This window comes from Paralimibaculum aggregatum, from assembly GCF_030270585.1.
Classification (GTDB): Bacteria; Pseudomonadota; Alphaproteobacteria; order Rhodobacterales; family Rhodobacteraceae; genus Thermohalobaculum; species Thermohalobaculum aggregatum.
Window position 1 is genome coordinate 1 of record NZ_BSYI01000053.1, and the last position, 14,932, is coordinate 14,932.

Below are 14,932 nucleotides of genomic sequence, written 5' to 3' on the forward strand. Positions count from 1 at the left end.
AACGCCCCGGCCCGGGGCCCCGCTGGAAGACCGGGGCGCCCACCGCCCCGGACCGGCCTCGCATCGGCCGGCCGCCGCCCTCCCGCGGCAAGCGGACCTCCCGGACAACCGCCGTTCCGGGCGACCATCCGGACCGCCCGCCCCAAGCCGCCAGACGCCACTAGGGCAGGTCCCGTGAAATGCACTGATGCGTCGGAGGCAGGAAGGGGCACCGCCCCCATCGGATGCTCCACCTCGCCACCCCGGCCGAGTTTGATCTTTCCCCGACCCGGACGCGGCGCTCGGGGTTCTCGACGTTGGCGCGCATCAGTCCGGCCAGCACGACGATCAGGAAGATCCCGTTGGCGGGCTCCTCATCGGCCGCCCTTCGATCGCCGTTGTCCCGGTGACGCCATCCATCACGCACCTGAAGGCGCAGCAGCCCGCTCGGCCAACGCCGCGGACATGCCCCATTTGCGAAATGCCTTCGAGTATGGAGACCGGCAGGCTGGTCGCCCTGTGCCCCTTCGCCGCGGAGCGGGGAAAGAAACCTGCCCCCGCAGGCCAACCCCATCACCGGGCCAAGATCCTACGGCGCGGTCTCAAGCGTGGACCCGTGGCGCGCAAGCCCCATCGAGTTGGCCAGAATGTTGAAGGCTACAGGCTCCAGCACAACGGCCTCGGTCGCAGCGACGTCCGCAGCATCGTGCACGGCCGCGTGCACCAGTCAGCCCTCTGCGACTGCGGCGGCCGTGGCCTCAACGGGCGTGCCGGCAGCGTACGGCGCTCGGGCCTGAACACTCCCCTGAGCGCGTCCCGCCCGGTCCGGTTCATGGCCGGCGACGGTGGCGAGGTTTGCGGTTTCGCCCGGCGTGGCGACTGGTGGCGCGCCGGAGGCTGCGCTCCTTCGCCCGGCGGCCCTGCGGAGCCGCGCATTCAGCCCGCAGACGGCGATCTTCGCGGGACCAGACCGGGGCGGTCGAGGCCGAGACGGATGTCTCGCCGCCCCACAGTCTCGGTCAGGTCCCGCGCGGCGACGCGCCCGCGGCTGGAGAGGACGTCCATGATCGCGATCCCGCCGGGCCGGCACCCGGGTGCGGGGACATGGTGGAGACCGGCCGCGAACCGGTCGCTGCCGAACGGAGCGTCCGGCACCATCGGCGCGCAGTTCGCCGCTGCCGAGCCGCCCCGCCGCATACAAGCGACAGGCGTGGCGGTCTCGAGATGGCCGCGCAGGAAACCCGCCCGCAGCCGCGCGCCCCGCGGACAGTGCCCATGGCCGTGCGCCATGTCGCTCGCCACCCGGACACCGCCGACCACATCGCGACTCGGCCCGGGTGGCGGGCCATACGGGCCGCGTGCCCGAGGCATCCGGCCGCTCCCGCCCGGCCGCGCGGCCGGTCCGGCTTCCGCACTATGCCGCGGCGCAGGGAGCCCCGCAGCCGCGCGGATCCCGGGGCACCGTTTCCGCGCGCGGCCAGCTACTCTGATCGCTCCAACAGCCTCCGGCCGCGCTCCTCCGCGAAGGCCGCACACAGCATCACCGCGCCTCTATGCATCCTGGAGCGCTTTGGTGCGCTTCGGTGCGCCGGAAGTGCATGTCCCGCCCCTGCCTCCGGCGCGAGACACCCCGCCGTATCCCGTCGGACCACCAAGGAAACGGATACGCCTATGCACATCGCAGGCTCCTGCCAGAGACGACAAAGGCCCAAGTCCGAGATTGAAGATCAACCAAACGCGGTCTGCCCTTCCCGGAGCCTGACGCCTGCTTCAGGCAGACGGGCCAACACCTCATTGCCGTCGGCTCCCACTGCAACTTGCAGCGTCAGGGAATCGCTCCGATGCGGCGGTGCGTGCGTCGGAGGCCGCCACGCGTGCGGCATGGGTGCCGCCGATGCGGTCGAAACCTGCCACCAGCACCGCCCTGCTATCGAGATCCCGCAGCCCATGTTCTCGCCTGCCTTCCCGTCGCCCTCGCGCTCAGTGGGGCGGCCTGAGAAGCCGCTGCTGGCAGTCGAATGGCACCGGCATCATCGTGGCATCCACGACCGAGACAAGCTTCCCTTCGGATCGATGGTGACACCGATGGCAAGCTCCCGCAGCAGGCCAATGTAGCGATTGTGGCGGCCGACGCCGCGGCACGAGACCCAAAGCAGCCGCGGCCGTGGTTGCGGAGACCGTCCATCCGCTGCCGACCGCGCAGGAAAGGCACCTCCGCAGGCACGGCCTTGGGTGCGTTCTTGCCGACAACGCCAAAGGCTGTCGCGATTCGACCCAGCCTAGGATGCGGGCACCGATGCCCGGTAGCGCCGCAGTCCCCTCGGTGTTCCCGCCGCATTCCGGGGCCTCGATCTGCAGCACCGCGGCGGCATTCTTCGGACACTCATGGTGTTGCGGCAACGGTGGGCGGCCTCAGCCACCGGCACGGTTGGTGACGAAGCAGCCCCGCCGACCAGCGCCGCATTGCGCGGCGGCGATGATCGCTGCGCCGGATTGGCGAGCACCTCATGCGGCACGAGTGAGCCGCCGGCTCAGGCGACGCGCAGGCAGCCGGCGATCTCGACACCTCCGAAGATCCCGCGCCTGCCGTCGCGGATCATGCAGTCGAGACCCGTGCCGCCGGATGTCTTCCTGTCACGGGAAGCGAGGTCCTGAGGAACGTGCCGAACAGAGGCGCCCGGATTGCAACATACCGCGAGCGGGCACGGGGCTTTGCTCCATCCCTGGAGAACGGTGCGCCGGTCAGCCCATATCGAGGTCTGCGAGGCGCCCTGCGAGACCGAGCGTCCCGGCGATCGCGGCGATGCCCTCGGCCACCGGGCTAGGCACGGGCAGCCCGCTGGCGCGACGCCGAGCGAGGCGCTCACGCTCGGGATCTCCGGGAATGCGCACGCGGTCGACGCCGGCCTCGGGCGGCAGATCGCGGACATAGGCGACATACTCCGCCACCTCGCGGGCGAAGCCGCCGAGATCGTCGAGCGAGGCCGGGCGCACCAGGATCGAGAACATGCCGTTGCCGAAGGGGTGGTCAGCGGGACCGTTGGTGCCGTTGCCGGTCAGCGCGCCGGCAAGCAGCTCGCAGGCCAGCGCGAGGCCCGACCCCTTGTGATCGCCCATGGTGCGGAGCGCGCCGGCGCCCGCGCAGGGGTCGGGCACATCGGTGTCCAGCGTCGGCCCGTAGAGCGCGCGCGGATCGGCGGTGCGTTCGCCCTCGCCGGTAATCAGCGCATCCGCCGGCAACGGCTTGCCGCCGGTGCCCGCAACCAGCGCCTTGCCCTCGGCCACGTAGGAGGTCGCAAAATCCAGCACGAAGTCGTCGCCGTCGCCATGCGGCACACCGATCGCTACCGGGGCGGTGGAGATCGCCCGCCCCGCTGAGCCGAAGGGTGCGACCAGACGGGACCCCGCGACATTGACGAAATGGATGCTGACGAGCCCCGCCGCGCAGGCCTGCTCGGCATAGGCGCCGATCCTCCCCACATGGCCGGCACGCCGCAGCGCGACCAGCGCCAGCCCATGCCGCTGCGCCCGCTCGATGCCGAGCGCGGTGGCCTCGACCGAGAGACGCTGGCCCATGCCGTCCTGCCCGTCGAGATGCAGCATGGCGCCGCTGTCGGAGATCATCCGCAGTTCGCGGTTGGCCTTCACCCGCCCGCTGCGGAGCCACTGGTGATAGCGCATGATGCGGATCACGCCGTGGCTGTCATGGCCGCGCAGCGAGGCATCGACGAGGTGGTCGCCGACGATCCGGGCCTCCCGCGTCTCGCAGCCATCGGCCTCGAGGATCGCAGTGAGAAGATCGGCCAGCCGGCCGGGGTGGAGGAGGCGTTCACCCATCAAGCAGCCCTTTCACATCTTTCGCCGCGCCCAGGCAGCCGCTCCGCAATGGCGCGCCGACCGACAGAGCCGAGATGGCGGCAGGCGGCGGCGCATTCCGGATGAGGACCGTACGGCCGATATCGAGAAACCGGAAGCGGTGGATCGGCGTGCAGCCGCAGTCGACAGCCCGAGCGCAGATGCACGGTTCCAACGGCTCGAGATCAGGGCGATCCGCGGCCCTGCTCGAGACAACACGCCCTGGGGACCGAGCTGCGCAGGTCCCGAGGCCAACCGCGAGATTGCCGCCGCACCCGCCAGAAGCTGGAAGGTGAGAGCCAGTCGGCAACGTTGCACGCGCAGAAGGAGAACCTTGGATGGCCGTCGTGCGCCATGCCGAGCATCGCATTCGGCGCGACGGTGATCGAGTCGTCGATCATGTAGATGTGGAAGCCGAGGAACGCCGGTTCCAGGACGAGGATTTGCTCGCTCGGGCGGCTGATCTCCACCTGTCAGCGCGCCGCAAGCCGGCGATGTTCGCCGCGAAAGCGTACCGTCCGGAACAATGGCTTCAGCCCGGCGGTGCGGGCCGGCCGGCGTGAGCCCCCGGGCAGACCACGAGCCGCTTTGCCTTGGCTGCGCCGGCGGGGGCGATATCGCCCCACGCAGTGCTCTTGCAATTGCGGGTCGCCTCTGCCGCCAACCCGATCTCGCCGCCATTGGCGTGGATCTTCCCGGCCATCGGCGCGCAAACGCGGCAGCGGTGGCCGCGGGCCATCGGTGCCGGGCGGAACTGCGCAACGATCGCCCGCGCCATTGCGAAGCCAATCTTGCCCGAGCCCGGCGTGTCGATGTTGCCGTCACGGTCCAGCCGCGCCGCGCAGACATGGGCAACATCGCGCGCGCCATCGAGATCCGCCAGCCCACCGCTGTCCGCATGCAGCATTGCGGTCTGGCCGGCGACGATCGACCCGGAGACCGTATTGCGCTGTCGATGCCTACGGAGCCGGTGACGCGGGCCATCGGCTCACCACTGCTGCAGGCCGCCGGCTCAGAAGCGCCACTCGACCGCGAGGGTCACCGCATGGCCCGAGGAGTTGCTGCCGAAGGCGCCGTCATAGCGCGCGCCGATGTCGATGCTGTCGGTCGCCCTGATGGCGGCGCCGAGGCTCACGCGGCCAAGCACTCGGCTGACCGGCACCGCGCTCTCGAAGGTGCCCGCCGCGGCGGAGGCCCCGGCGAAGCGCGCATCGACGGCGAAGCTGTCCGCCGAGGAGACGCTGACGCCGAGGCGCCCGAAGGCGGAGACCCCGAGGCCGTTCTCGAAGCTCACGTCGTGACGGATCGCCAGCGCGGGCTCGACACGCACCCCGGTCTCGCTGCCGCCGGAGACCACGAGATCGAGCCCTCCGGCCCCGGTCTCACGATAGCTGTCGGTGGCGCTGTGAATGACGTCGAGATCGAGCATCGGCGTCAGCGTGGTCGCGCCGAATCCGATGTCATAGGCCGCGCGGACACGCCCGGCGGCGGAGAAGCCGGTATGACCGCCCTCCGCGGTGCCAAGCCGCTCGCCGAAGGCCACCAGGCGCTCGGTCTCGAAGGTGCCGACGCTGGCCGAACCCGCGAGGGAGAGGCTGAAATCGCCCCAGCGCTGCGTCACCGAGGCGCCGACGGTCCCGGTGTTGCCCTCCGAGGTGCCGAGCCCGCCATTGCCGTCGTAGTCCGACCGCTCGAAGCCGAGGGCGAAGCCGGCGCTCAGCCCGTCGGCCAGCGCGATCTCGGCCCCAAGCGCAGCGGTGAAGACGCTTCCGTCATAGCCGATCGCGCCGTCGCGGCTGTCCTCGTCGATCAGGGCGCCCGATGCGGTGACCTTGAAGCAGGCGCCGTCCGCGGTGGTGGCAAAGCCCTCGCAGCCGATCAGCCCGTCGAGCCGCCGGTCGCTCAGCGCGAATGCGGCGGCTCCGTCGGCGACGGTCGCCCCGGGCGAGAGCCGCGAAAGCGCGTCGCCGAAGTCGCCGGGGGTCTCGTCCGCGATCCGCGCCGCGAGGCCGATGACATCGGCAAGCCCCGCATCGCTCGTCTCGAAAACCGCGCCGAGATAGCGCGCGACCTCCGCCTGACCGCTGTCGAGACCGAATTCGGGCCGGTTGAAGTCGGCCGAGATCGGCGCCAGCGTCAGGGTGCCGGCCTCGGCATACTGGGCATACTCGAAGACACCCGGGGAGATCTCGGCAAAGGCGCCCTCGATCTCGCCGCCGACGCTGATCAGGGTGAACTCCGCCCCCTTGACCGCTGTCTCCGGCACCACGCGGAGCGTGCCGCCGAAGCGCGCATCGCCCTCGATCCGGAGCCGGTCGCCAACGGCGGTGGCGAAGTCGATCTCCGCCACCAGCGCGCCCGTCTCGAGCTGCGAGAAATCGCCGGCGATCAGCACGTCGTCCTTCATGTCCTGGCCGGCGAGGTGGAAGGTGCCCGCATTGCGGATGTCGGCATGGTAGATCCGGCCCGACAGCGTGCCGGTCTCGCGGTTCTCGATGTGGATGGGCCTCGCGATGGCCGCCGCCATGAAATCGGATGCCGCCAGTTCGGTGATGGTCCCGGTGCCAACGAAATCGCCCATGATCGGGCCCGAACTGTCCACGGTGAGCAGCGCATCGGCGGTTCCGCCCGTGGCATCGAAGCTGACGGCAACGCCGGAAGCGGCATCGAGGCTGCCGGTCGAGCTGACGGTGAGGGTGTTCGAGCCGTTGCCGCCACTGACGAGGATCGCCGACGCTCCGTCTCCCAGACCGCCGATGACACTGCCGTTGACCGTGATCGAGATCGGCGCGTCGGCGGTATCCGTCGCCTGGGCCTGGGCGAATATGCCGATCCCGTATTCGCCGCTGGCCGTGATCGTGCTGGCCGCCTCCTGCGTGATGCTGACCGGTCCGGCGCTGGTCTGGAGACCGCCGCCCTGGGCGGTGCCGGCGAAGGAGCCGCCGCCCCAGCCCCAGAGCCCGCCGCCGCCGCCGATCGACTGCGCGACGACGCCCATTGCGCCCACGCCCGACACGTCGAGCGTGCCGCCGAACGTGACAGTCACTGCCCCGCCATCACCCGATCCGCCGCTCGAATAGCCGGCATTGTCGAGCGACAGCCCCTGGCTGGAGGCATCGCCGCCGATGCCGCCGCCGCCGCCGATCGACTGCGCAACGAGCCCATGCGCGTGGTCTCCGCCGGTCTGCAGCAGATTGCCCCGCCAGTTCACCGTGACATCGCCGGCCTGCCCGCTGCCGGAGGCATCGCCGATGGCGACGCCGCGGGTGTAGAACGTGCTCCCCGCGCTCGCGATACCGCCGCCGCCCGCAATGGACTGCGCAACGATGCCATGGGCACGGTTGCCGCCGGTGCTGAGCGCGCCCGCCTGGAGCTCGATCAGGACGTCGCCGGCATCGCTCTCCATCGCCTGCGAGCCGCCGAGCGTGATGTCGATACCGGTGCCGGACTGGTTGCCGACGACGCGGCCGACACCGCCGCCGCCCGCGACGGACTGCGCGACCAGGCCATGGGCATCGTCGCCCAGGGTGGTCAGGCTGGCGATATAGTCGCTGACCCGGACCGCGCAGCCGGTGTCGCCATTGCCGCGGGTCGCGTCGCAGCTGTCGTTCGTGCTGCTGCCGAGCGAACTCCCGGGGCTGTCGAAGGCGCCGCCAACCACAAGCTTGCCGGCCGCGCTGGAGGTCGCGTCGAAGACGCTGCCGCCGCCGCCGCCGATCGACTGCGCGAGGATGCCATAGGCGAAATCGCCAAGGGTCGCGACGGGGTTGGGCTTGTCCCCGTCGAGATTGATGTCGACCGGGCCGGCATTGCCGTTCCCTCCCCCCGTGCCGCCGACGCCGATATCGACATCCGCCGCGTCGTCGCCCGAGCGATCCGCGATATCGGCGATGCCGCCGCCTGCCCCGATCGACTGTGCGACGATGCCATCGGCGCCGAGGCCGGCGGTCGAGACCGCGCCGAGGAGATGCACCGAGACCGCGCCGCCCGGGCCGCTGCTCTCGTCGCCGGCGCGGATCGGCACGTCGACATAGGGTGCGCCGAGCTCGTCGGTGATGCCCGCATAGGCACCGCCGCCGCCGCCGATCGACTGGGCGATCACGCCGCGCGACAGATCGCCCGCGGTATCGACGGAGACCGGATCGCCGTCCGAGAAGACACCGATGGTCGCCGTGACCCGGCCGCCGGCGCCGTTCGCGTCGCCGGTTCCGCCGACCGTGATCGCGATCGGGGCGTCCTCGCTCACCGCATCGGGCGCCAGCGTTCCGGTGGCGAAGCCGCCGCCGCCGCCGATCGACTGGGCGACCAGACCATGGGCACCGTGGCCCGTGGTCGCGATGGAACTGTTCTGCTCCAGCGTGACCGTGACCTCATCGCCCGACGCGTTGACGCCGCTGCCCTGGCCACCGAGCTGCAGCCCCGAGATGCCGCTGCCGCCGAAGAAGCCGCCGCCGCCGCCGATGCTCTGCGCGAGAAGCCCGGCCGAGGCGTCGCCTGCCGTGGCCAGCGCGAACACGGCGTCGAGATCGACCGCGCCACCGGCGCCGGGGATCGAGGCACCGCCCATGCCGTTGCCGCCGAGGCCCACGAACATCCGGTAGCCGTAGTAGTCGACCGTCACCGGGTTGCCGTCCTCGTCCAGCACGATCACGCTCTGCTGGCCCTGCGGCGCGGTGTTCTCGTCCGGGTAGTCGAGCTCGAGGCTGGTGCCGGAGGCATAGAAGCCGCCGCCGCTGCCGACGCTCTGCGCGACGAAGGCATGCGCGTGGTCGCCGGCGGTCATGACCGTGACCTCGCGGGCGCCCGAGGGCGCGGCGACGATGCTGACCGCCCCACCGTCGCCCGAGGCGCCGCCATCGCCCTCGACATCGTTGCTGTTGACGAAATCCAGGCAGCGCTGGGTCGGCTCGGCATCGTCCGACGACAGCGGGCCGTCATAGTCGTCGAGCAGCTTCGCGGCATAGCCGCCGCCGAGATTGATCGGCGAGCAGGCCGAGCGCGAGGCATCGCCGCCTGCGCCGCCGCCGCCGCCGATCGACTGCAGCACGATGCCGTGGGAGGCGAAGCCGCCGGTTGCCACCGTGCCGCCATCGAGCTGCAGCTCGACCCGTCCGCCATCGCCGGCCGCGCCGCCCGTGCCACCCACCGCGGCGAAGGCCCGGATGAGCGAGATGCTGGTATCGACCGTGCCGGCACCGCCCGAGCCGCCGCCGCCGCCGATGGACTGCACGAGCAGGCCCTTGGCGTGGTCGCCGAAGGTCGTGACCGAACCCGAGAGGCGCAGCCCGTTGCTGCCGCCGGCCGAGGCAATCGGCGCGCCATCGCCCGCCGCGCCGCCGCTGCCGCCGAAGGCGAGGCTGATGTCGAAGAGCTGGCTGAGATCGACCTTCAGCTCGTCGACCTCGCGGACAAGGCCGGTCTCGTCGGCATCGCCGCCGCCGACCGAGCCGCCGATGCCGCCGCCGCCGCCGATGCTCTGGATCACCACGCCGCTGGCATCGGCGCCGAAGGTGGTGATGGTCCCGTCGAAGACCGCCTCGTCGATGGCGCCGCCACTGCCGCCCAGGGGGCCGGCGCGCCCGACCTTCACGGTGGCGCTGGTGGGGATGAACTCGCCGGCAAGCCCGCCGGGTGTCAGCCCCCCGAAGGAGGCGCCGACGCTCACGCCCTGCGAGGTGCCGCCGCTGCCGCCGACAGTCTGCAGGAGCACGCCGTTGGACCCGGAACCGTTCGTCGTGATCTCGCTGTCCTCGCCGTGGGAGAAGCGCACCGTGCCGCCGGCGCCGCCATTGCCCCCGGTGCCGCCGACACCGATATTCGCCTTGAACGAGAGCGCGGGGATCTTCTTGCTGTCCTCTCCCTCCTCTCCTTCGCCGCCACCTTCGCCGCCTCCCTCGCCCTCGTCCTCGCCGCTGCCCTTGATGCGCTTGACGCCGCTGGCGAGGAAATCGGGCGTGTAGGCCTCGGCGCTGCCGAACCCGGCATCGCCGCCGCCGCCGCCGATCGACTGCAGGTGCACGGCGTTCGAGAACAGGCCATCGGTGACGATGCCGCTGCCGTCCGCCAGCGTGCCGGTCACGGTACCGCCATCGCCGCCGGCCGCGCCGCCGCCGCCCACCGAGACGTTCACATTGGCCTTGAGCGGCGACTCCGAGCCCGGGATGGTCCGGATCACGCCCATCGTGGTCGCGCTGCCACCAGCGCCGCCCGCGCCGCCGACAGCCTGGCCGAAGATGCCGAAGCTGCCGTCGCCGATGGTGTGGATCTCGGTGTCGGAGAGGCTGACCGTCACCGGACCGCTGTTGCCGCCGGCGCCGCCGCCGCCGCCGACCGAGGCGCCGAGCTCGATGGTGGGCAGCGGCACGCCCTCGGTCACCTCCGAGGGGATGGTGATCGCGGTCGAGCGCGTGGCGCTCGAACCGCCATAGCCGCCGCTGCCGCCAACCGATTGCGCGAGCACGCCGTGGCCGTTGGTGACATCGACATACGCCGCATCGCCGGTGGTGATGGTGACATCGCTGAGCGACACCGTTGTCGCGGCGCCGGCACCGCCGCCGCCGCCGCCACCACCAACCGAGGCGGCCAGCGAGAAGCCGAGGTTGAGGTCGAAGGAGCTGGCGCTGCCCCCCGCGCCTCCGCCGCCGCCGATGCTCTGCGCCAGGATGCCGGTGCCGTGGCTGCCGATGGTGGTGATGTCCGCACGGTCGAGCGTCACATCCACCGTGCTGCCGTTGCCGGCACCGCCGCCGCCGCCGGCAATCGCGAAGCTGCCGAGGTCGAGGAACCCCGTGGCGACCGCGTCGCCGCCGGTGCCGCCGCCGCCGCCGACCGACTGCGCGACGATGGCGTGTCCGTTGGCGCCGGTGGTCCGGATCTCGGCGCCCAAATCGTTCTCATCCGTTGAGATCGCCACAGGCCCGGCCTGACCGCCGCTGCCGCCGGTGCCACCGATCCCGACCGTCGGAAGCACGGTGCCGACCGAGAGCACGCTGCCGCCGGTGCCGCCGCCATCCGAGATGGAATGGCCGAGCACGCCGAAGGCATGGTCGCCGGACGTGGAGATGGACGCATCGCCGTGCAGCGTGATGTCGACCGCCCCGCCGGTGCCGCCGGCGCCGCCCTGCCCGCCGACCGTGTAGACACCGATGGTCGATCCACCATTGCCGCCACCGCCGCCGACCGACTGGCCGACGACGCCGACAGCCGCCACGCCGGCGGTCGCGACGGACTGGTAGACATCGATCGTGACCGTGCCGCCGTCGCCGCCCTGCTGCGCATCGCCCGCAACCGAGATCAGCCCGAGGCTCGGATCGACATCGCCGCCGCCGCCGCCGACCGAATGGGCAAGGATGCCGATGGAATGCGCGCCCGACGTGGTGATCTCGTCACTGCTGCTCACGGTGACGCTCGCCCCCGCGCCGCCGCCGCCGGCATCCGCGCTGCTCTGGCCCGCGAGCACAAAGCTCGCGCCGCCGCCGCCGCCCGCCCCGCCGAAGCTCTGGGCATGGATGCCGAAGGATCGCTCGCCGAGGGTGGTGATATAGCCGTAGTCGCCTGCCCCGGTGATGACCGTCACCGGGCCGCCGTTGCCGCCATCGCCGGCATCCGGGTCGGTGAACTCCACGATGCCGTCGCCATCCGGGTCCTGATAGCCACCGGTGCCGCCCTCGCTGATCGCGACGATGGCATGGCCTTCATAGCCGTCGGTGGTGGTCCGGACGTCATTCTTCGTGGTGACCAGGAGTTCGGACCCGTCGCCGCCATCGGCGCCGCTGGCCTGGCCGCGGCCGATGCCGCCATCGCCGCCGCGCGAGAAGGCACCAACGCCGATGGTGTTGTCGCCCGTGACCTCGATCTCCGCGCCGTCGATCGTGATGAAGCTCTCGCTGTTCGTGGCACCGCCGCCGACGCCGGCCACCCCGTCGGTGATGTTGGGCGAGGGCGACTGGCCGCCGGTGCCGCCCTGCGTGTAGCCGATGACCGCCCCGGACTGCCCGGCATGGACGGTTGCCTCCACGGCGCCGGTCGCATCCACCGAGATGCGGCGGGTGACCGTGATCTCGAACCGGCTCTGCTGGCCGCCCGCGCCGCCGGGGTCCGAATTGTCCTCGGAAGCGGCGCCGTTGCCGCTGCGGTTGAAGACCGAGATGCCGGCAATCCCGTTTTCCGGCCCGGCGGCGGTCCAGGTGCCGTCGAGATCGATGTCCCCCGCGCTGGTGACAACGCTGACCCCCGGCTGGCCGCCGTCGCCGTTCTCGCTCCCCCCGTTGCCGGAGAAGTTCTCGATCCGGATCGCATTCAGCGTGCCGGCGCCGGTCGCGACGAAGTCGATATCGTCGTTGTTGATGATCGTGACCTGGCGAGCGAGGCCGCCATCGCCGCCCATGTCGTCCTGGCCACCATCGCCGGCGCCGCCGTTCTCCTGGCCACCGGTCCCCGAGATGCTGGAGCCGAAGATCGCGACACCGCCACTCGGCAGCGTCATGTCGATGTCGATGTACCGGTTGTTCGTGATGGTCACGAGGCCGCCCTGGCCACCCAGGCCACCATCGCCGGAGCTGCTGGCATGGCCGCCGGTACCGCCGGCCCCGGCCCCGAGCAGCCCGAAGAACAGGCCAGGATCATCGAACAGGCCCATATATCCCGAGATGACGTTGCTCTGGGCGTTCCTGCTCTGGTCGGGCGTTCCGCGGCCGCGCAGTTCGCCATCGTTGATGATCGCGATGCGGCCGCCGTCATGCCCGGGCTCAGCCGCGTCGCGGCCGCCCTGCTCCGACACGGTGCCGCCGCCATCCGTGCCGTTGATCACCACCTGGGCGATCACGTTCTGGCCGCTGTCGGCCTCGAAATTCGTGTTGTTGGTCAGCGTGTATGTGCCGGTGGCGCCGCTGTTGATGCTCTTGACCGCGACATAGCCGTTGCTCGAGCCGTCGAGCGTGCAGCTGCCGCTGCTGTTGTCGTCGACGCTGCCGCAACTGGCCATGGCGGGCCCGGCCAGCAGCAGCGCGGCCACCGAGCTCGTTGCCATCAGCGCGCCGAGACAGAGCCGCGTCGGTCTCCGTGTAGCCTGTAGCGCTGCGTGATCGGGCGACGGAAGGATCGGAGAGCGGTCTGCGCGCATCTGCATCTGCCAGCCATTGGTCGGATCTGTTTGCCGCCATTTGAGGCGCCCAATTGTGGCGCCGGCATGGCGAAACCGGAAGTTTCTTTCGCAGACCAGGTCGACAGCGCGCCTTCCCCCTGCCCGGAGCGCGGACAGTCTCCCGACCTTGCACCGATTCCTGCCGGGTCGGAACTGGTGGAGAGTGCACGGTCCGCGCGGCCCGATCGGCCTGAGGATCGGGACGGAACGTGCCCACGATCCCGCCGATTCTGACACCGGTGCCCCCTGCTGCCGCCAGCGCAGATCCCGCCGCACCGAGGCGCCCGCACCGGCATGAGCATGCCGATCGCGACGGAGCCGCCCCCATCGCTCACAATGCAGATCAGCCCCTCATCCTGGTGGAACACGCGGTGTGGTCGTCGCCGGCGCCGGCCCCTGCCTCGGCCTCGGCCTGGTGGACCAGGCAGCTTGGGCAAAGCGGAGCCGGCGAGGAAAGGCGGCAGCATGGAGGGAGCCGCGGACCCGTGCGGCCATCCTGTCGCAGCGGCGAAAGGGCTTGAAGGATATGACCATGATCTCGATGCGGTTCCGGGGCCGGCAGCGTTTCCGGTCGGACCCGCCGCACTCCCGGCGATCGGATACCCTAGGGATGACGGGCCTGAGGCGACACCCGAAGCGCGGCTCGCCGGCATCGTATCAGTTGCCGGCGGACAGCTCTCACGGATGATCGTCCACGAGCCAGAGCGTCTTCCCGGCGGCGACATGTCCGCAGTCTGGCCGAACACCGGATCGACCGCAGCCGGCAGTCCATGCGCATCGCCGATCTCGCTCTCCTCACCGAGATGCCATTGTGAGGTCGGCCGAGGGCGTTGACCTTCCCCTTCCGGCCCCACAGGGCCACCGGAAGGCCGGCTCGTCCTCTGCGTCTTCCCCCGGCGCCATATTAGCGCGCCCGAACCGCGGTGCTGTCGATCATTGGCAACCTCGGTTCGCTGCCCCCGGAGCCAACGGGCGCATCAGGGATCGCCTCGAGGACGTCCGCACCTCGCTAGCGCCCCTCGCCAAAAGTGTTCCACGTGCCAGGGAGTCCTGATCCGTGCGACCCGAAAGATGCCTTCGAGCCCGAAGCGATCGTCGATCGAGGGGCCGTAACGCCAGCCGAATTTCGGCGGAAGACGAGGCGCGATCAGCTCCCGGGCGGCGCCCCCGAAGAGATCCCGATCCAGGGCAGGCTTCCAATTTCCAGCCACGAACCACGCCATCCACCACCCGCCCCTCTTGGTCGCAAGGCCTAGAGCATTGTCCCGACATGCCGGCTTGGCGAGCAAGTTTCCCACGAGATCCGGTGCTTGGTCCAACGGGGGCCGGGAGGACTGCCAGCATGGAAAGCACAGAATTGATCCGACGATCTATTGCGGCAAGTACCCGCGGCGGTCGAGGCGGAGGCCGTGTTTCGGCAGGTGGCGCTCTAACATTAGTGAGAACACGGCGATCCGCAGGGTGGCGAGGTGACGTCGCATCCGCACGCCGCCGGCAAGACCCCTAGGCGCAGCCCGCCGCTCGATCCGTATCGCGACCCGTACCGTTCCGGCCGTCGGAGCCGTCGAGCGGCGGCAGCACATCGCGCTGGCCGAGTTGATCGGGCTCGTCCGCGAGCACTCCGGCTCCGGCGTCGCCATCGGGGCCATGTGGCGATACTGATACGGCGCCTGTCTCCGCTATCGTGATCGGGCGGGGAATGACTGTGTTGGGTGCTTGTCGGAAGGGGTGGCGAAGCGGGCCTTGGCGATGCATTGCGCTCGCGGGCGTCGCCGGATCCCTGCCGGCGCGGTTCAGGACGGGAAGCGGCGGCTTCCTAGCCGCCTCGCCAGCCGGCAGATCGCCGCATGCCACAGTGCCCGGCGGAGCTGCGGACTGAGCGCCATGCTGACGCCTAAAGGGAGGATGTGCCTAGGCTCCCCGGCAAGGCCGTGGAACGGGATGGCATCCGGCCCG

General features: G+C 70.9%; 4 protein-coding genes. 1 reads left to right on the top strand and 3 read right to left on the bottom strand.

Annotated elements, in window-relative coordinates; genetic code table 11:
- Nucleotides 1–2,721: 2,721 nt before the first annotated feature.
- A complete protein-coding gene (locus QSJ97_RS21750) occupies nucleotides 2,722–3,816 on the bottom strand; it encodes an Ldh family oxidoreductase (RefSeq protein WP_285674420.1) in 1,095 nt (364 codons plus the stop codon).
- A 356-nt stretch (nucleotides 3,817–4,172) separates the two neighbouring features.
- On the opposite strand from QSJ97_RS21750, the gene QSJ97_RS21755 reads away from it, so the two are divergent.
- Nucleotides 4,173–4,397 (top strand): hypothetical protein, encoded by a 225-nt coding sequence (locus tag QSJ97_RS21755; protein WP_285674422.1) that lies wholly within the window; start codon nucleotides 4,173–4,175, stop codon nucleotides 4,395–4,397.
- On the opposite strand, the gene QSJ97_RS21760 is transcribed toward QSJ97_RS21755, so the two are convergent.
- Both QSJ97_RS21760 and QSJ97_RS21765 read right to left on the bottom strand, forming a co-directional pair.
- On the bottom strand, nucleotides 4,367–4,741 hold the full coding sequence (locus QSJ97_RS21760; protein WP_285674423.1) for a hypothetical protein: 375 nt from the start codon (nucleotides 4,739–4,741) through the stop codon (nucleotides 4,367–4,369). The genes QSJ97_RS21755 and QSJ97_RS21760 overlap by 31 nt on opposite strands.
- A 105-nt stretch (nucleotides 4,742–4,846) precedes the next feature.
- Complete coding sequence (locus QSJ97_RS21765) at nucleotides 4,847–12,862, bottom strand: autotransporter outer membrane beta-barrel domain-containing protein (protein WP_285674424.1); 8,016 nt, start codon at nucleotides 12,860–12,862, stop codon at nucleotides 4,847–4,849.
- Nucleotides 12,863–14,932: the final 2,070 nt, after the last annotated feature.

Excerpts from the sequence above, each read along its gene's own strand:
- QSJ97_RS21750 (WP_285674420.1), bottom strand. The coding sequence starts at position 3,816 with ATGGGTGAACGCCTCCTCCACCCCGGCCGGCTGGCCGATCTTCTCACT.
- QSJ97_RS21755 (WP_285674422.1), top strand. The coding sequence starts at position 4,173 with ATGGCCGTCGTGCGCCATGCCGAGCATCGCATTCGGCGCGACGGTGAT.
- QSJ97_RS21760 (WP_285674423.1), bottom strand. The coding sequence starts at position 4,741 with ATGCTGCATGCGGACAGCGGTGGGCTGGCGGATCTCGATGGCGCGCGC.
- QSJ97_RS21765 (WP_285674424.1), bottom strand. The coding sequence starts at position 12,862 with ATGGCAACGAGCTCGGTGGCCGCGCTGCTGCTGGCCGGGCCCGCCATG.